The organism is Rahnella sp. CFA14(1/10) (assembly GCF_004195095.1).
Classification (GTDB): domain Bacteria; phylum Pseudomonadota; class Gammaproteobacteria; order Enterobacterales; family Enterobacteriaceae; genus Rahnella; species Rahnella perminowiae.
In genome coordinates, this window is the sequence record NZ_SEWS01000003.1 from 408,456 (window position 1) to 426,443 (window position 17,988).

Consider the following 17,988-nt stretch of genomic DNA (forward strand, 5'->3'; position numbering starts at 1 on the left):
GCGGCGACAGGTTATTCATAGCGAATGGCGTCCGCAGGCGACATCCGGATGGCACGTCTGGAAGGCAGCCAGACGGCTAACGCCACAATTAAAGAAATCATTACCGCCACCGCCCAAAAGAGTAGCGCAAAGGACGTATGACCGTTACCCAATATGCGCGTCAGCTTTGGCGCGACAAAGAAAGCCAAAGGCAGCCCGATAATCAGGCCAATAAGTAATTGTTTGCTGCCCTGAAGCATCAGCATGCGCAACAGAACCCCTTCCGTTGCCCCCATCGCCATACGCACCCCGATTTCCTGAATACGTTGATTTATCACATTGCGCATCACGGCATAAATGCCGGTGGCAGCCAGTATTACCGCGACCAGCCCAAACAACATGAACAGATTGGCAATGAAATGCAGCCCGGCGGTATTCCTGGCAAGCCGTTGATTTAACGTCTGTACCTGATTAACCGACAGTGTACTGTCAATTTGTCGTACCGCATTAACCAGCGCAGGCCCTAACGTATCAGGATTCTGCGCCCTGAGCACCAGCGTTAATGAGGCCGCAGGTATTTGTTCAAGGGAACGGTAAACCGTGACCCGCTGGCGAAATGCACTGAAAGGCCTGCCATGAATGACGTTAGGCACCACACCGATAACGGTGAACCAGCGCTGGTCGTTTGTGTCACGAAAGCGCAGACGTTTACCGACAACATCCCGCTCACCCGGCCAGAACTGCTCTGCAAAGGACTGACTGACGACCACAACGGGCTGCGAGTCCTGTGTATCACTGCTGGCAAACTCTCTGCCTGCCACCGGCGTGATCCCCATTGCCACGAGGCTACCCGGCATGACTTGCACGTCATTAACCAGAGGATAAGACCAGCGATCTTTACTGTTATTGGTGGAGGAATCGATATCCACCTGATGTGGTACTGTAAATTGCCCGACCGCACTGGTGGTGATAGCGGTTTTTTCTACGCCAGGAATGGTGCTGAGAGAAGATTGCAGACGCTGATAGAACTGGATCCGGCTCGCATCATCAGGATATTGACTGGCATTCAGGTTTATCTGCCCGGTGAGATAGCCCTGCGTATCCACGCCGTAATCCGCCCGGGTAGCCTGATAGACCAACAGGGCCAGCAGCGCACTGATACACAAAATGGAGCAGGATAACCCGACTTCAAAGGTCACCAGAATCCGGGAAATCCTGCCCGCCCCGCGACTTTGCGCCCCCCGTGTACCGTCACGCAGAACATCGTTAAAATTACCATGCGTGATTTTCCAGGCCGGCAGAGCGCTGGTCACGACAGCGGTAATAATAACCAGAGCCAATGCATTGAAGATCATGATGTTATCGAGTGACAAATGCCACCAGAAGGGAATTTTGTTGGGCACAAAAGTGGGGAGTAATGCATTGGTGATCTCCAGCCCCCAGGCGGCAAGCAGAACGGCGATCACACCCGAGAAGGCGCAAATAAATAAGCTTTCCCACATCATTTGCATCACTAAACGGCCGGAAGGTGAACCCAGCGCGACGCGGATGGCAATTTCTTTTGAACGTTCTGTTGTCCTCGCCAGCAATAAGTTTCCGACATTGCAACATGCCAGCACCAGCACAAAACCCACCGCGAAAAGCATGACGATAAATATCGGCATGGTCTCCTCACCCATGAAGTTTTCCTGGAATGTCAGCACCTGAGCAGAAAGCCCTTTATTGCTTTCAGGGTACTCAGAGGCCAGCGATTGCATCACCCGACTGAGGTCACGGTCTGCCTCATCCAGGGCGATACCGGGTTTGAGACGCGCATAAACAGAAATCTCAGGCGCACCGGTCCGCATCAGATACTGTGATGGATCCAGTCTGGAGGGGAGCCAGAGATCATGAAAGAAGGGAAAGGCAAAACTGGCGGGCATGATGCCTACAATTCGCGTGTGTATGCCATTAATCAGCACATCCCTGCCAATAAGCTGTTCATCGCCAGCAAAGTAATTTTGCCACATGCTGTAGCTGATGACGGCAACCGGCGTCGCGCCGGGCTGGACATCTTCACTGTTAAGCACCCTGCCGCGATAGGGCTGGACACCTGCATAAGAAAACATCTCCGGTGTATTGCGGATTGCCATGTAGGAAACCGCTTTCGTGCCGTCACTGATATCTGCGCGCTCAGCATAGAAATAGCCCACTTCATCGAGGGTGGTATTACGCGCTTTAATTTCTTTATAATCCAGAAAGTTAACCCCTGAATCACTCAGACTGACACCATTAACTGTCGGATTAAGCAAAACCATATTTTTCCCGTCCGGGTAAGGAAGCGGCGTAAACATGATGGTATTAATCACTGAAAACATATAAAGCGTCAGCGCCAGGCCACAGGACATTATCAGCACCGTGATGAAGGTAAATGACGGGCTTTTCAGTAACAGGCGTAAGGCATATCGGATGTCAAAAAGCATGTTACGCTTCCTTTATCAGGGTCAGTTCCCGTGACACATGTCCGTCTCCGACTACCTGTCCGTCAGAGAGCACAATGCTGCGCTGCGCCCGCTCAGCTGAACGGGGATCATGGGTAACAATGCAGATGGTGGCGCCTTCCTGATGCAGCTTATCGAGAATATTCAGCACCGCCTCGGCATTGTGGGAGTCCAGGTTACCGGTCGGTTCATCCGCCAGAATAATGGAGGGATTGCCCACAATTGCCCGCGCGACGGCCACGCGTTGTTGCTGTCCGCCTGAGAGCTGGGAAGGATAATGGCGTCCCCGGTGAGACATATTGACCTTGTCTAATGCTTCAGCCACCCTCTGCTGCCGTTCGGTTTTAGAAATATCTTTGCGGTAAGTCAGGGGCAGTGAGACGTTTTCCTCAATGGTCAGATCACTGATGAGATTGAAAGACTGAAAGATGAAACCGATATCGCGATTTCTCACCAACGCACGTTGCTTTTTAGAAATATTTTCTACGTTGTGCCCGGCCAGCTGATAGGTACCGGTTGAGGCCACATCTAACAGCCCCAAAATCGATAACAGCGTCGATTTCCCGCACCCTGAAGGTCCGGAAATCGCCACATATTCACCTTTGGAAATACTGAGCGTAATCTTGCTCAGGGCGTGAGTTTCGATTTCATCTGTTAAAAATATCTTGTTCACATCAGTGAGTTCTACCAGTGATTCCGTCATTTTCATCTCCATAGCTTTATACGATTAGCTGGCGTCTTTTGCAGGTGAGCCGGCATCATTTAGTCATCTCAATTTGATCAGCCCCTTGCCAGGCCGTGCTGTCACTGAGAATAATTTTGTCTCCCGCACGCAGGCCACTGGTCACCTGAATATAATCTGCAGATCCTTGCCCGAAGTTGACCTTCATTTTGGTGGCTGAATGTTCGTTTTCATCGAGCTTATAGAGCATCGACGGTAAATTATTTTGCGCGAACGGTGGCCGCTCGACGTACAGAGAATCATTAATTTTCGTCACTGCAATCAGGCCATCAACGCTCAGATCAGGACGGGCTTCCTGCGGCAGTGGCTGGTTGAATGTCACATCCACCTTAACCGTGCCATTCGTCACTGCCGGGTCAACCCGTGACAGCACGCCTGTGAACTGGCTGCGTCCGGTATTGATCGTCACCTGTTGTCCCACAGCCAGATCGCGGGACTGTAATTCCGGCACTTTGAGTTCAGCATAAAGCTCCTTTTCTTTCGCCAGACGGGCAATACTGGTCCCTGTGGTGATCCTCTGCCCCACCTGTACTTTCACATCCTGCAAAATTCCCTCTATCGGCGAGGTGACATTAAGTGAATCAACATCCTGCTGGCTCAGTTGCACCAACGATTCCAGCTTGTTAAGACGCATCGCGCTGGCTTTGATATCCGCATCCACACTGAGCCTGAGGGTGCTCAGCCGTTTTTCCTCAAGAACCAGTTGCTGACGATATTGTTCCGTATTAATACGGGTTGTTTCATATTCCAGCACCGGCACTGCCGCAATATATTTCTTTTGCGCGGCAAGTCGCATCGTAGAGCTGAGTAACCGGCTTCTGGCATCAAGAACCAGTGCTTCCTGACTCAGTATCTTATTTTGTAATTCTGCATTAGTCGCGTCGGTCTCAGCCCGGCGGGCATCCAGTTCGAGCCGGTTTTCTTGTAGTTTCTGCTCCAGCGTCGGGTTACTCATTCTGACCAGCAATTGCCCTTTACTTACCTTCATACCGGGTTTGTAGATGACTTCTTCCACGCGCGCATCCACATTCGCAGCAACCCAGTTAATATCACGCGGCAACAATACCCCGTTACCCCGCACTTCAACCGAGAAATTTCCATACTGAACCTGCCCGACAGCAATACTTCCACGGGAGATCTGATAGGGAGAAAACCGGTAACTGTAGATTGCCACCAGCGCGGCCAAAAATAACGCACCCATAACAATAGATTTGCGGTATCGCTTCAGTACAAATTTATTCCCGGTCTGCGGGATTGAAATATCCATGATAATACCTTTTCTGATAACTCCTTAGCTTTAAGCACAAAGCATGCCAATAGCAGAAATAAAATTAACTTAATGATTTTGAAAGAATTTTTAATATGAAATAAATCCCCCCTTTCCCTTTGTTCCATTTCTATCTCATTAATGGAACAGCAACCGGGACGGCAAGACCTGTCCCCTCTTTTTACCCGGCACAATCCCGCTTATAGCAAGGATTCCCATTAATGGGATATTGGCTCATTCACATTAATGACCACGTTTCGAAAATGGGAATTTCGCGTTCCGTTAACAGAAATTTATAATAATTTTATTAAAAAACAGACAGTTAAAACCAATAAAAATATGGCATAGCAATTGCTTAAGCCTTTCATGTACGGAGTTACGCTTTTAAAAAGTTCATCATTAATGGCTTGCACAGAAGGGGTGGGTATGTGGCAACGCAAACTGTCGAACGCTGAAAAAACACTTTTCACTCAGAAAATAATCGAGGATCTGAATCATCGTCATTTAACTGTGTATGGAAAACATGCACATACCGAAAAAGCATTATGTGTTGTCAGGATCATTAATTTTATGCTTGAGAATATTTCTGACGAAATAACGCTTGAGGATTTGGAAAAGATATGTGGTAAAACACGATTTGATATTTGCCGGGTATTCAAACATTTCTATGATGTCACACCGATAAAATGGATGTGGAAAGTCCGGCTCGCCTTAGCAAGGGAGTTTATTCATTTAGCACCCGAATGGTCCCTGACGGATATCAGTTATGCTTGCGGATTTTCATCATTACCGCATTTTTCCAGAAGTTTCAGCAAAACCTATAATGAGTCTCCCCTTAAATTTAAACAAAATGTCCTCAGGACAACACGGCCTGAAAGTAAAAAAGAAACCTCAGATTATGATTTTATTTTTGGCATTCAAAGAAATAACTTTTCGAGAAGCATGTTAATTAATAATCTGCACAGTTTATAATTATCACAAGATCACTTATGCCTTTTTATATTATTCGCTACGCGCAATATCAACTTTGGTTCAGAAAACGATGAATAATCTTCATGCACAGTCTGACTCACAAAATCTGAAATGTGTTTAAAGACAGCAGGGTCACGTAATGCGCCATTGTGACCCTGGCCTTCTGTCACAATTAATTTACTTTTCTCCAGAGAACGGCTCAGAATTACGGCTTCATCCAGTCCGATACTGAGATCATTTTTATCATGTAATATCATCACAGGCTGCGTTATTGCTCCGATGAGTTCCGGACCAATAGCATCAGGATGAACGCCATAGCGGAGTTGATAAAGCTTTTTCATGGAACCGGCAATACGCTTTGGAAGCTTATTATTGCAGACATATCTGTCCATCATCTTTCCATAACTGCACGGACTGCTGATTAAAATCATGCGCTTAAAAAACAGCCCCTGTAATGCCGCCATACAGCCAATTAATCCCCCCGTCGAATGGCCAATGACGACAGAAAAATGGCCATAGTGTTTTTCCATATCCATCACTGCCCGTGAAAGATCATAGAAGGACACTTTTTTGCCGGGAGAAATTCCATGTGCCGGAAGATCCGGTGCATAAACACTGTAACCTTTTTCCTGTAACCGCTGCGCCATTTGCCGCAACATAATACTTCTGCCATCCCATCCATGAAGCAGTAAAACTTTCTCTGCCTGCGGGTCCGCTTGCGGGTAAATAAAAACCTTAACAAATGATTTGCGCCAGAAAAGCTCCTCCTGCAGGCAGCGGCTGAGCAGCATGATTTCACCCTGTTTATAGGGTAAGGGCCGGGTCTTTTCGAACAGACGCAACGCGTATAAAGCAGAAAGGTAAGAAGACATAACATGCAATGAATATAAATCGAATAAACTTATTAGTCTGCATGCCCTGCTATAATGTGTCGCAGGTCTGATTTTCGCTTTCATCAATAAAGAGGGGCGTAATCTCATCAGAACCAGCACCCGAAGATAATTTTGGTGCACCAGTGAAAAGAACAAAAGAACGGGGTAAAAGAAGCTATAAAACATTGTCGCTCCCTATTTTATTTGCCAGACGCCAGTACTCCCTGCCGAATGCGATAAAGTAGATGACATTGAATATAATAATAATATTCATGATGCTTTTAAGCTGGGAAAAATTGCCCCACCCCACCAACAGGGTGATGACTGTCAGTAATTCAATGATAACGGTTAATACCAGTACCCGTCTGGCCTGATCAAGTTGTTCGAGTAACGCCTGAAGAGAGGCAACAAAAGATGTCAGGAAGAAAGTCGGTAATAATATTAATAACATCTGACTGCTGACATCTTGTATTGTTTTGTCGCCCGATAATATTTTAATCAGACTGGCCTCGGTAAAATAGACCCCTGATGTCAGCAGAAGATAAAAGATGCCAATAAAAGTGAGTCCCCGATGCAGTAAACGTTTTAATTCTTCCCCTGTACTGATCGCCAGACGCTGGTTAATTAATATCGCCAGAGCAGATCCGCAGGCCACAGCGGGAATAACGATAAACATTCTGATTTTGGTGACGATCAGAAAGCCGGCAACATATTGCTCACCCAACGTACCTATTAACGGGAATATCAGTAGCGAACTGAAAAATAGTACCACCAGCGAGGCAAATATTGGCATTCCCACCTGAAACAGAAGCCCGCTGAGACGCGCAATGAAAGCCCCCGGCCGGTCATCTTTCACGTTACGGCCTATGCGCCATACCAGCCAAAGCGCGACGGGGATAAGCAGGGCTGAAGCCAGAGAATTTGCCACAATAATGGAGTAAAAACCTAACCCGTAGAACTGATAGCAGGCGTAACAGAGAAGCGCATTCAGAACGATATAGGCGATAACTAATACCATGCTCAATGCGCTTTTCCCTTGTCCCCGAAGTGCACTGTTACACATCTCGAGTTGTATAAAAGGCAGCATGGAGAGGAAATAGAGCGGTAATGCAGAGGCATAGAATTCATTGCCGGCGACCGGCAGCATTGCCTGCAATAGTGAGGAACACAGGGCCGTCGCGCCACTGAGAAGCGCCACAATCAGGATACCCAGCGTCGCCAGCAGTGACGTTGCCTTCAGCACCTTTTGCCGGGACCACAGATTCAACGAACGGGCACTGAAAACCTGATTAGTGATAGCCAGACATTCCAGAATAGCCAGGAATAAAAAACTGAAAGGCTGAAGCATGGAGAGCAAATAAATTGATCCGGTTTCGCTTCCGTGACCCAAAATGGCGGTCTGAATATTTTGGGAAAAGGATACGGCAATCGCCACAATAATCATCGGCCAGGCTAACTTCATCAGGTCGGTGATATCTTTGCCCAGGCTTTGGCGTCGCGGCATCGTCATTTCAGATGGGGAGTTCATATTGCATGCTCCTGATAGCCAGGCAACAAAGTTACAGCCCCGGATGCCGTTTTTCCATACAGGCTATAAATCATTACCGACAGATAAGAAAAGCTGTGAGTTGAGCCTGATAGGTAGCCGTGCCCGCCCATCAGTTTTTCTGCTCTGTTGGTTAACACCGTGATCTGCCAGTGATCTGCCTGCGCCCCGGCAAAATCCTGTGCTGCAACGCGCCTTTGCCATTGGATCAGCAACAATTCTGTCTGATTGCTGAGATCGGCGAAATCGACCTTCACCAACTGATGTCGGGTGGTTTTAACACCAAAACTCTTGCGCGCGGATAAGTGCTCCCAGCTGATTGTCAGGATCTGGCTCAGAAGCCCTAACCGGGCCGCAAAAGAGGCAACCAGCGGGATCGGGTCTGTACCTGTCGCTTCTCCAGCGTTGTATTGCAAAGAGATACCCAGTGAAGCCAAAATACGGTCAGACTCCGTGTGCTCATCCCTATCCGCTTCGCTGTGTTGACCCACCAACTGATACCCGCGACAAAATACGCCACTCGCAGGATCTGCCCACTTCTGACGCATCTGCCGGAGGGCATCTGCTGGCTTAAGGTCTCTGAACAAAAAATAAAGCCGGGTAAACTCCTCTTCAGACATCGGAGCTCTCCAGCTGCAGGTGTTGCTCAATCCACTGGATAAGTTTTCCGACCGTGGTAAATGCATCCTGATTGATTTGATCAGGTTCAAACATCAGGCCGGGGATTTTTTCCTCCAGCGTGAGTAAGAACTGAACAAATAATACCGAATCCAGATCCAGATCTTCATTGAAATCAGTGTCTGACGTAATGGAGATTTTTGCAGACATAACATCGTTTAATGCATCATTAACTGCCGAAAGTAGTGCTGACATGCTTTACCTCATTAATTTCGTTTTTTTCAATCAGGATACAAGACATCGTTATCCCCATTCCCATTGCAACGCAGAGAATTCTTTTTCCGTCGAAACGCTCTAATAATGAAGACACGTTAAATAAAATATCAGAACAATATGCATGGCCATAACCTGATATATGTTCTGTAAAAAGCTCGCCTCTGAACTTCAATTTATCAGCTATACGTTTAAGCATGGGCATATCTATATTGCCAGGAACGATAGCATCTATATCGCCGATGGAGAGATGAAACTTATCCAATACATAGGTATAAAAATCATAATAATCCTGCTCAAGCGATGAAAATAGTTCCCGCCTCCGGGCAGCCGTAGACTCACGATGATTGTTATAAAATGAAGATAAATGCCGCACGGCGGTGTGATTGATTTGCCACCGTGAGTGCCCCGCGTTCAGTAGCATTGCCGCAGGGACTTCCGCCATGACACTATTATCAAGCTTATTAATATCACTATGAAACGCTTTTTCCCCCGTCAGGAGTATCATCGGTTGCTGGCTTTTTATGATCCGGCTTTTTAATAAATGGATCGCAGACAGTGCCGACGCGCAATGATTAAGACTCACCGTTAATGTTTCCCAATGGCCTATTCCGCAACCGATGGCGATCTCATCGAGCCAGGAGGTTTCAAAAAAAGTATTGTGCGTCTGGGTTTTGGCATATATCAAATATCCCTGCATGTGCGTTATATTTTTATTTGCACCCACCAGCGCGGAAAGGGTTTCCTGCAACATTTGTGTATGGTTACCCGTAAACATCCCCACGCTGTTCAATGAGTAATAACGTTCAAGAACCTTACGTGCACCTGTTTTTAAATTATGAGATGATTCAAGTGTACTTAATGGTCTTAAAGAGATGCGATCAGGTAACCAGCATAAATCATTAAGTGGCAACATATATTCTCACAGGAATTTATTTTTAGATTTTTTATAAGCGCAGTCCATAATCCCAGAAAAAAAACGCATTTTTTGCCTGCAATTGCTTAAAGTGGCATCGATTCCCATTTTTAAATCCCACTAATGGAATGTCGGGAGGGTCAGGAGGGAAGAGAAAGGAAAATCCAGGTGAAAGGCACCGTTAAAGCTGCACGAAATGTCCGTTGCTGACTTCGCGGTAATGGCGCACCGGCGGCTGATAAGTAGCAGCGCGCAGAGGGCTGGCAATTTCTTCCGGTACCACGGTGCGTGTGTGGTGAACATCCGGGTCGGGCACCGGTACGGCGGCCAGTAGTTTGCGGGTATAAAGATGCTGCGGATTTTCGAAAATATCCGCCCGCGAACCGATTTCAACGATTTCACCCAGATACATCACCGCCACGCGATGGCTGATCCGCTCGACCACCGCCATGTCATGCGAGATAAACAGATACGCCAGCCCGAGCGCCTGTTGCAGATCGAGCATCAGGTTAATGACCTGCGCTTTAACTGACACATCCAGCGCGGACACCGCTTCATCGGCGATAATCATTTTCGGCTCGAGCGCCAGCGCGCGTGCAATGCAGATACGCTGGCGCTGTCCGCCCGAAAACTGATGAGGAAAACGCATCGCCATATTGCTTTGTAATCCGACCTGCTCCAGCAGTTGCGCCACGCGGTGTTTAGCGCTGGCGGCATCGTGCAAACCGAGGCTTATCATCGGTTCGGCAATCGCCTGGCCAATGCGCATTCTCGGGTTAAGGCTTTCGTACGGATCCTGAAAAATCATCTGCGCCTGGGTACGGATTTCAGCCAGCCGCGCGTTGTCTGCCCGGCGGATATCCTGTCCGCAGATCAGCACATCACCGGAAGTCGCTTCGGTGAGACGTAAAATTGTGCGTCCGGTGGTGGATTTGCCGCAGCCGGATTCACCGACCAGTGAGAGAGTTTCGCCCGGTTGCAGACTGAATGAGATATCTTCCACCGCATGTATGCGGGCAGATACGCGGCGCAACAGACCGGATTTCACATCAAAACGTGTCACGAGGTTTTTAACCTCCAGCACTGGCTGACCGCGGCGCAGCGTATCGACAGACACCGCTACCGGCAGCGGTTCGCCGGTCTGCATGTCAGTCAGCGGGAAGCGTTTCGGCAACGCTACGCCATGCATCGCCCCCAGCCGTGGCACCGCCGACAACAGCGCACGCGTGTAAGGATGTTTGGAGTGATGGAAGATTTCCCGCGTGGTTGCCTGTTCTGCGGCTTCGCCACGGTGCATCACCAGCGTGCGATCCGCCACTTCCGCCACCACGCCCATATCGTGGGTGATGAACAGAACAGACATGCCCTCTTCCTCCTGCAAGGATTTGATCAGCGCCAGAATTTGCGCCTGAATGGTCACATCCAGTGCGGTCGTGGGTTCATCCGCAATCAGCAAACGCGGATTGCAGGCCAGCGCGATGGCGATGACCACGCGCTGACGCATGCCACCGGAAAAACTCAGCGGATATTCATTCATCCGCGAGGCGGCTGCCGGGATGCGCACTTTCTCAAGCAAACGGACAGCTTCGGCACGCGCGGCAGCATCGTCCATACCGCGATGTCGCTTCAGCACTTCGGTAATTTGCACACCGATTTTCAGTACCGGATTCAGGCTGGTCATCGGCTCCTGAAAAATCATACCAATGTGGTTGCCGCGGATGCTTTGCATCTGCGCACGGTTAAGGCTGAGCAATTCCCGACCATCAAACTGAATACTACCGGAATAACGGGTCTGTTTTTCGTCCAGTAAGCGCATAACTGACATCGCCGTCACGCTTTTACCAGAACCGGATTCTCCCACCAGCGCCAGTGTTTCTTTCGGGCCAATGGAGAACGAAAGGTCACGCACCACATTCAGCCATTCGCCACCCACGGAAAATGCGGTATTAAGATTATCGACCTGTAAAACCGGAGTCTGCATCATCAATCCTTATTCCGTGGGTTGAGGATGTCGCGTAAGGCGTCACCGATTAAGTTGATGGCGACAATCAGCACCAGCAACGTGATGCCGGGGAAAAAACTTATCCAGTAATCGCCGGACATCAGGTAATCAAAACCGTTGGCAATCAGCAGACCGAGCGAAGGCTCGGTAACGGGCAAACCAATGCCAAGAAACGACAATGTGGCCTCAAGCATGATGGCGTAAGCAATCCGCATGGTTGCCACGACAATCAGCGGCGGCAGGCAGTTAGGTAAAATATGGCGAAACAGAATGCGCGGACGGGAAAGCGCCATACTGCGCGCGGCATCCACGTAACTGCGGCGACGTTCCAGCAGTGCCGAACCGCGAAGGGTACGTGCGTAATAGGCCCATTGCGTGACCACCAGCGCAAGAATAATTTTATCGACGCCCTGCCCAAGCACTGCCAGCAAAATCAACGCAATCAGGATCGGCGGAAAGCTCAGCTGGATATCAACAATACGCATGATCAGTGCATCCGTTTTGCCGCCAGCGTAAGCGCTGATAAGTCCCAATGTTGCGCCAATGGTCAGCGCAATTACCGCACTGGAGACCCCCACCAGCAGGCTGGTTCGCGTGCCGTACAAAATGGCGCTCAGCAAATCGCGCCCCTGATCGTCGGTGCCGAGCCAGTAGATCATGCCATTCAGGCTGGATGAACCCGGGCTCAGGCGGCCATCCATGATATCAAGCTGCGACAGATCATACGGATTTTGTGGCGAGAACCAGGGTGCCAGCACCGCCAGCAGAATGGCGATACCTAAAATGATCAGGCCACATAAGGAGAATTTATTGCGCAGCAACGCACGCACGGTGTTGTAAAATGCCGGGGACGTTTTGCCCTGAACGGCTGAGCGAGAATGTACGGAATCAGACACCATCAGTTGCCGCCCCCCAGCCGCACACGCGGATCCACCAGCACATACAGCACATCCACCAGCAGGTTGATCAGGCTGAACATCACCACGGTGATCATCAGATACGCCAGGATCACAGGCCTGTCGAGCACGGCAATAGAATCAATAATCAGTTTACCCATGCCCGGCCAGGCATAAATGGTTTCGGTGACCACGGCAAAAGCAATCAGCGACCCCAGCTCCAGTCCGATGACGGTAATCAGCGGGATCAGCGTATTTTTCAACACATGAACCAACACAATGCGGCTTTCCGATAAGCCTTTGGCGCGGGCAAAACGGATGAAGTCCTGTTGCAGGCACTCAAGCACCCCCGCGCGGGTCAGACGAATAACCAGCGAAATTTTAAACAGTGCCAGATTGAAGGCGGGCAGAATCAGATGTGCCAGACCGTCGGCGGTAAAGAGGCTGACAGGAACGCCGAAAACATCCACCGTCGCACCGCGCCCGGAGGCGGGAAGTACGCCAAGTTTGACGCTGAACAACATGATCATCATCAGACCAATCCAGAACGTCGGCAGGCTGAAACCTAAAATCGAGACAGCCATGACTGATTTCGATAACCCTCCGTCAGGATGCAAACCGGCGTAGACGCCGAGCGGAATGCCAATCACCAGCGCCAGAACAAAGGCCACCAGCGCCAGTTCGAGTGTTGCGGGCATACGCTGAAAAATCAGGTGCAGTGCCGGCTGGTTGTAAATGAATGAGTTACCCATGTCGCCATGCAGGGCATTGACCACAAACAGGCCATATTGCTCCCACACCGGTTTATCGAGGCCAAAAGACTGGATCACACTGAGGCGTTCAGCGGGCGTGGCCGTGGTACTGATCAACAAATCGACCGGGTTACCCACCAGATACACACCCCAGAAAACCAGCAATGACATCACGAACAGCGTCAGCAACGTTTGTCCGAAACGCCCGAGCAGGTAACGGTTCATGCGCACATTTCGCCGGATGAATCGCCGTAACGGGAAAATACTCGGCATATCAGGCTAAAGAAACCGGACTCATCGACCGTCTGCATGACCACCGCATTCGCAGGCGTCGCCAGTTTGTTCCAGAAATCCGCGTAAGTATAGCCGGCAGTATGACCGGAAACCGCCACACCCACGCGGGCGGGCTGGCCTTCAAACAAGCCGGGTTGCAATAACCACGCGACAGTGGTGGCGTCATGCACCGGCCCGCCTTGGCGACCAAAACGACTGAGATCACTACGGTCAAACGCATTCAGTAACGCAGCAACAGATTCTCCCGGCAGGCCGCCATCCTGTTTTAATGCCCCGATATCCTCTGCACCGATCAGCGCCTGAAAGGTCATATCGAGTGGCATGATGATCAGCGGTACGCCGCTGTTAAATACTTTTTCAGCCGCATGCGGATCGGCATAGACGTTAAATTCGGCCCATGGCACGCGATGGCCGAGGGCGGTAAAGGCACAACTCATGGTGACGATCTGTTTGATGCCGCGTGCGACATCCGGATGCATGCCGAGCGCCAGCGCGATATTAGTCATCGGGCCAATCACGCACAACGAAATCGGGTCATTATCTTCGGCAGCCTGTCTTAAGGTACGCACCAGAAAATCCACTGCGTGTTCAGCCCGCGGTTGCAGGCCGGTGTCCGGCACCAGTTCATCGTTAAACGCGCCGATATGCACGTACTTGCCGTAAACCTGTTCGCGTACCAGCGGACCGGGCGCACCGGCGAAAACGGGCGTAGCGGTTTTGCCGGACAAGGCGACAATTTTACAGGCGTTACGCACGGTGTCTTTCAGCGCCACATTACCTGCGACAACGGTCACGCCGAGCACGTCCAGCTCCGGCGAGGCCAATGCCAGCCACAACGCGATGGCGTCATCCACGCCAGGATCGGTATCTATAATGATGCGCTGGCTCATAATTTTATTTCCCGGCATAACGTGAAAGCAGTTCGTAAAACAGCGCGAAGATTTTGGTCGCGTCCACGCGCGTGACGATATCGACATTGGGGGTCAGCCCCGACTTGCCGTACCAGTCGGCGACGGTTTGCCCCATACACAACTCGCTCTCGTGTTCGACAAACACCCGTGCTTTTTCGGTACCGAACAGTTCCGGCGCCAGAACGTAAGCAATCACCAGCGGGTCATGCAGCGGCCCGCCCCGTGACCCGTAACGGCGCACGTCGTTGCGATCCCAGAACGCCATCAGTTCGCCCAACGGAGCGGAGAGACGTCCGGAGACTTTGATAAACTTCGCCACATGTTCCGGTGTGAGAATCACCTGGTGCGTGGCGTCGAGCGGTAAAACGGTGATGCTGAGCCCGGCGGAAAACACAATATACGCAGCATGGGGATCGGCGAACATATTGAATTCGGAGGTCATGGTACGGTTACCGGCTTCGCGATAGGCCCCACCCATCAGCACCACGCGGCTAATACCGGCAGTGATCTCAGGTTTCATACGCAGCGCTGTTGCCAGGTTGGTCAGCGGCCCGAGCACGCACAGTGTCAGTGGCTGATTATTTTCAATGGCCTGTTCGCAACGGTTGATCAGAAAGTTAACAGCATGAAGGGATTCGGCCTGTTTTTGCGGCGCGGGAAAGGCGGTGTTACCCAGACCATTTTCACCGTGAAACTGGCCATGGATCGGCGCACGCAGCAGCGGCTGATGACAACCGGCAAACACCGGGATATCCACCCGGTAACCCAGTTCGGTAATTTGCAGCGCATTCCGGGTAGTATTCACCAGTGGCTGATTGCCACACACGGTGCAAATGCCGAGGATATCCAGCTGGGGTGCGACGAATGCACTGAGCAGCGCGATAGCATCGTCAATACCCGGATCGCAGTCAATGATCACCGGTAAGGTTTTCACAGTGCCCCCACAGAGCGCAAAACATCCGCGATTTCCTGACGCGCAGCCTCGTTTAACGGCACCTGTGGCGGCAACGGATCGCCTACCTCAAATCCCTGTAATTGCAGCGCCGCTTTGATACACCCCGCGAGGGAGTATTTGGCGAAGATTTCATTGATGCGCCACAGCGGACGCTGCAATGCCATCGCTTTTGTCCAGTCACCCTGCTTCGCAGCTTCATACAGTGCCAGACTTTGTTTCGGTACAATACAGGCCGGGCCTGCCATCCAGCCCACGCCGCCAATCAGCATCACGCAGGCCGGGATATGTGCCGAGGCGGCAAAAACCTGCATCCGCCCCTGTGTGCGTTCAATAATCGACAGCAAACGACCAGTGTTGGCCGAGGCATCTTTAATATAGTTGATATTTTCCACATGACTCAGCCGCTCAATCAACGGCAGGCTGAGATCAGAACGCTGGAACTGCGGATTGGTGTACAGCACGACCGGCAGCTTTCCGGCTGCGGTCGCGATGGCACGAAAGTAATTTTCGACGCCCTGTTCGGGCACCGGGAAATACGCCTCAAGGATCGCCAGAATACCGTCCACACCCAGAGCGACGTAGCGAGCGGTTTGCGCTACGGCGTCCTGAATGGTGGTAGCGGCGACACCGGCAATGACCGGAACGCGCCCCCGGGCGGCTTCCACAACGGTTTTCACTATCTCAGTGCGCTGTTCTGCATTGAGATAGGCAAACTCACCTGTACTGCCAAGTGGCGTCAGACCCTGCACGCCACTGGTAATCAGATGTTCAACCAGCGCAGTCAGCACCGGTTTATCTATCTGGCCGCCGTCAGTGACCGGCGAAACCAGATAGGGATACACACCGCTAAAAGAAGTCATAGCTTCTCTCTCTTTTCTTAGAACAACCCTGGTGTTGGTGCTCTATTCCCGCCTTGGTCTGGTATGTACTTTGCGCTTATTTAGTGTTTCTCATGCACAAAGTACGGCAACGTATAGCCGTCGGAGCGGCCGACGTAGGTATAAGGTGTTTTCATCGCCCAGGTGTAGGAGAGGAACAGCAGCGGAATGACGCCTTCGTCCTTCATCGCAATCTCTGTGGCATGTTGCAGTAACTTTTCACGCTGGCCGTCGTCGAGGGTTTCCCGCGCCTGCACCAGTGTTTTATCAAACTCAGGGTTCGAGTAACGTCCGCGGTTACCCTGTCCGCCGTTCGGCCCGAAGGTTTCGAGCAACGGTCCCAGCACACCGGAGGCTTCACCGGTTTCAATCGCTGCACCGCCCATGATCAGGCTGAAATCGCGTTTGGATGCGCGGGAGAAATATACGCTGCCCGGCATAGTGACAACGTCAGTTTTAATACCGATACGGCTGAACATCTGGCCGAGCGCCTGCGCGATTTTAGAATCGTTCGGATAACGGTCGTTCGACGCATGGAAGGTCAGGGTGAAGCCATCCGGATAACCGGCCTGCGTCAGCAATTGCTTCGCTTTCGCCGGGTCATAGACCGGTGCGGCAATCGCCGGGGTGTAACCTAAGTAGCCTTTGGGCACCAGCTGCGATGCGGGTACGCCCTGCCCGTCCATGATACGGTCAACTATCGCCTGACGGTTTATCGCCAGCGACATCGCCTCGCGCACTTCCCGCTTTTTCAGCGGATTGCTGCCGTCCGGCCCTTTAGCAAACGGCGACACATCACGATCCTGATCCGGGTGTAAATACAAAATACGGTTACCGGCCACGGATTCCAGCTGCAGGCTGGCTTGTTTGCCCAGATTTCGTCCGTCTGCCGTCGGTACACTTTCGATCATGTCAACATCACCGGAACGCAACGCAGCCACGCGGGCGCTCGGGTTTTTGAATACGCGTAACGTCACTTTATCCCACTGAGCTTTTCCGCCCCAGTACTGGTCATTACGCACCAGCACCACGTTATCGTCCGGCGTCCAGCTGACAAATTTGAACGGACCGGTACCGGTGACGTCTTTCCCTTCGTTGAGGGTTTGTGACCCGACCGTTTCCAGACGCGCCGGTAAGATGGCGACACGGCTTAAGTTGTTCAGTAATAACGGTGTCGGCGCTTTAGTGGTAATTCTCACCGTTAAAGGATTGATCTCGGTGACCTCAGCGATATCGTTAACGTACGGCGTATAGGCGCTCGGGCTGTTCTTTGACGCCAGCGCCACGCGTTTCACGCTGGCAATCACATCTTTAGCCGTGAACTCACTGCCATCGTGGAATTTCACGCCGGGACGCAGGGCAAATTCCCAGGTGGTGTCATTAATCACTTTCCATGACACCGCAAGCGCAGGGGTAATCTGTTGTTTTTCGTCCTGATTCACCAAACCATCAAAAATATTACGCGCCATCGCGCTGTTGGCACCGCCGACGTAAAATTGTGGATCCATGGAAGTGGTAGAAGCAGCCAGACCGAGAGTAAGATCAGCCGCGTGTACGGTCTGTGAAACAAAAAGCGTGGCCAGTGCCGGGAAAAGCACTCCTGCCAAAACGGACGTTCTCATGCATTTAACCCTT

16 protein-coding genes are annotated in these 17,988 nt (G+C 51.0%); 1 reads left to right on the top strand and 15 read right to left on the bottom strand.

The features are described from left to right. Positions 1-11: 11 nt before the first annotated feature. From EVX52_RS08525 to EVX52_RS08535, 3 genes are read right to left on the bottom strand one after another with little or no spacing between them, the layout of a single operon-like run. Positions 12-2,441, bottom strand: coding sequence for an ABC transporter permease (locus tag EVX52_RS08525; protein WP_129991090.1), 2,430 nt, complete (start codon positions 2,439-2,441; stop codon positions 12-14). Position 2,442: 1 nt separating this feature from the next. Beyond that, complete coding sequence (locus EVX52_RS08530; protein WP_129953405.1) at positions 2,443-3,162, bottom strand: ABC transporter ATP-binding protein; 720 nt, start codon at positions 3,160-3,162, stop codon at positions 2,443-2,445. A gap of 55 nt (positions 3,163-3,217) precedes the next feature. Beyond that, complete coding sequence (locus tag EVX52_RS08535) at positions 3,218-4,468, bottom strand: HlyD family secretion protein (RefSeq protein ID WP_129953404.1); 1,251 nt, start codon at positions 4,466-4,468, stop codon at positions 3,218-3,220. Between the two features lie 426 nt (positions 4,469-4,894). On the opposite strand from EVX52_RS08535, the gene EVX52_RS08540 reads away from it, so the two are divergent. Then, positions 4,895-5,440: a helix-turn-helix transcriptional regulator gene (locus EVX52_RS08540; RefSeq protein WP_129953403.1), complete on the top strand. Its 546-nt coding sequence runs from the start codon at positions 4,895-4,897 to the stop codon at positions 5,438-5,440. A gap of 11 nt (positions 5,441-5,451) precedes the next feature. Here the strand turns inward: EVX52_RS08540 and EVX52_RS08545 are convergent, their stop codons facing one another. The 12 genes from EVX52_RS08545 to EVX52_RS08600 all read right to left on the bottom strand — a co-directional run bounded on the left by EVX52_RS08545 (position 5,452) and on the right by EVX52_RS08600 (position 17,975). Next, entirely contained in the window at positions 5,452-6,498 is a 1,047-nt protein-coding gene (locus tag EVX52_RS08545) for an alpha/beta fold hydrolase (RefSeq protein ID WP_129991091.1), read from the bottom strand. Continuing rightward, a complete protein-coding gene (locus EVX52_RS08550; RefSeq protein ID WP_129953401.1) occupies positions 6,488-7,840 on the bottom strand; it encodes an MATE family efflux transporter in 1,353 nt (450 codons plus the stop codon). Before EVX52_RS08550 ends, EVX52_RS08545 begins: the two co-directional genes overlap by 11 nt. After that, positions 7,837-8,478: a hypothetical protein gene (locus tag EVX52_RS08555; protein WP_129991092.1), complete on the bottom strand. Its 642-nt coding sequence runs from the start codon at positions 8,476-8,478 to the stop codon at positions 7,837-7,839. Before EVX52_RS08555 ends, EVX52_RS08550 begins: the two co-directional genes overlap by 4 nt. Continuing rightward, positions 8,471-8,731, bottom strand: coding sequence for an acyl carrier protein (locus EVX52_RS08560; RefSeq protein WP_129953399.1), 261 nt, complete (start codon positions 8,729-8,731; stop codon positions 8,471-8,473). The genes EVX52_RS08555 and EVX52_RS08560 overlap by 8 nt, the downstream gene beginning before the upstream one ends. Then, on the bottom strand, positions 8,706-9,665 hold the full coding sequence (locus EVX52_RS08565; protein WP_129953398.1) for a 3-oxoacyl-[acyl-carrier-protein] synthase III C-terminal domain-containing protein: 960 nt from the start codon (positions 9,663-9,665) through the stop codon (positions 8,706-8,708). Before EVX52_RS08565 ends, EVX52_RS08560 begins: the two co-directional genes overlap by 26 nt. 181 nt (positions 9,666-9,846) lie before the next feature. Beyond that, positions 9,847-11,646, bottom strand: a complete 1,800-nt coding sequence (locus EVX52_RS08570) for an ABC transporter ATP-binding protein (RefSeq protein ID WP_129991127.1) — start codon at positions 11,644-11,646, stop codon at positions 9,847-9,849. Positions 11,647-11,648: 2 nt separating this feature from the next. Then, entirely contained in the window at positions 11,649-12,566 is a 918-nt protein-coding gene (locus EVX52_RS08575) for an ABC transporter permease (RefSeq protein WP_129953397.1), read from the bottom strand. After that, positions 12,566-13,540, bottom strand: coding sequence for an ABC transporter permease (locus EVX52_RS08580; protein WP_129953396.1), 975 nt, complete (start codon positions 13,538-13,540; stop codon positions 12,566-12,568). Before EVX52_RS08580 ends, EVX52_RS08575 begins: the two co-directional genes overlap by 1 nt. After that, positions 13,537-14,499: a nucleoside hydrolase gene (locus EVX52_RS08585; RefSeq protein WP_129991093.1), complete on the bottom strand. Its 963-nt coding sequence runs from the start codon at positions 14,497-14,499 to the stop codon at positions 13,537-13,539. The genes EVX52_RS08580 and EVX52_RS08585 overlap by 4 nt, the downstream gene beginning before the upstream one ends. Before the next feature lie 4 nt (positions 14,500-14,503). Next, positions 14,504-15,454 carry a nucleoside hydrolase gene (locus EVX52_RS08590; protein ID WP_129991094.1) on the bottom strand — a complete coding sequence of 317 codons (951 nt, stop codon included), beginning with the start codon at positions 15,452-15,454 and terminating at the stop codon, positions 14,504-14,506. Next, complete coding sequence (locus tag EVX52_RS08595; protein ID WP_129953393.1) at positions 15,451-16,335, bottom strand: dihydrodipicolinate synthase family protein; 885 nt, start codon at positions 16,333-16,335, stop codon at positions 15,451-15,453. The genes EVX52_RS08590 and EVX52_RS08595 overlap by 4 nt, the downstream gene beginning before the upstream one ends. An 80-nt stretch (positions 16,336-16,415) precedes the next feature. Then, complete coding sequence (locus tag EVX52_RS08600) at positions 16,416-17,975, bottom strand: ABC transporter substrate-binding protein (protein WP_129953392.1); 1,560 nt, start codon at positions 17,973-17,975, stop codon at positions 16,416-16,418. Between the last annotated feature and the right edge of the window lie 13 nt (positions 17,976-17,988).

Bases quoted from the DNA above. Each gene is read 5' to 3' on its own strand.
- EVX52_RS08600 (WP_129953392.1), bottom strand. From the start codon at position 17,975: ATGAGAACGTCCGTTTTGGCAGGAGTGCTTTTCCCGGCACTGGCCACG.
- EVX52_RS08540 (WP_129953403.1), top strand. From the start codon at position 4,895: ATGTGGCAACGCAAACTGTCGAACGCTGAAAAAACACTTTTCACTCAG.
- EVX52_RS08555 (WP_129991092.1), bottom strand. From the start codon at position 8,478: ATGTCTGAAGAGGAGTTTACCCGGCTTTATTTTTTGTTCAGAGACCTT.
- EVX52_RS08535 (WP_129953404.1), bottom strand. From the start codon at position 4,468: ATGGATATTTCAATCCCGCAGACCGGGAATAAATTTGTACTGAAGCGA.
- EVX52_RS08525 (WP_129991090.1), bottom strand. From the start codon at position 2,441: ATGCTTTTTGACATCCGATATGCCTTACGCCTGTTACTGAAAAGCCCG.
- EVX52_RS08585 (WP_129991093.1), bottom strand. From the start codon at position 14,499: ATGAGCCAGCGCATCATTATAGATACCGATCCTGGCGTGGATGACGCC.
- EVX52_RS08565 (WP_129953398.1), bottom strand. From the start codon at position 9,665: ATGTTGCCACTTAATGATTTATGCTGGTTACCTGATCGCATCTCTTTA.
- EVX52_RS08570 (WP_129991127.1), bottom strand. From the start codon at position 11,646: ATGCAGACTCCGGTTTTACAGGTCGATAATCTTAATACCGCATTTTCC.
- EVX52_RS08580 (WP_129953396.1), bottom strand. From the start codon at position 13,540: ATGAACCGTTACCTGCTCGGGCGTTTCGGACAAACGTTGCTGACGCTG.
- EVX52_RS08550 (WP_129953401.1), bottom strand. From the start codon at position 7,840: ATGAACTCCCCATCTGAAATGACGATGCCGCGACGCCAAAGCCTGGGC.
- EVX52_RS08530 (WP_129953405.1), bottom strand. From the start codon at position 3,162: ATGACGGAATCACTGGTAGAACTCACTGATGTGAACAAGATATTTTTA.
- EVX52_RS08560 (WP_129953399.1), bottom strand. From the start codon at position 8,731: ATGTCAGCACTACTTTCGGCAGTTAATGATGCATTAAACGATGTTATG.
- EVX52_RS08595 (WP_129953393.1), bottom strand. From the start codon at position 16,335: ATGACTTCTTTTAGCGGTGTGTATCCCTATCTGGTTTCGCCGGTCACT.
- EVX52_RS08575 (WP_129953397.1), bottom strand. From the start codon at position 12,566: ATGGTGTCTGATTCCGTACATTCTCGCTCAGCCGTTCAGGGCAAAACG.
- EVX52_RS08545 (WP_129991091.1), bottom strand. From the start codon at position 6,498: ATGTTTTATAGCTTCTTTTACCCCGTTCTTTTGTTCTTTTCACTGGTG.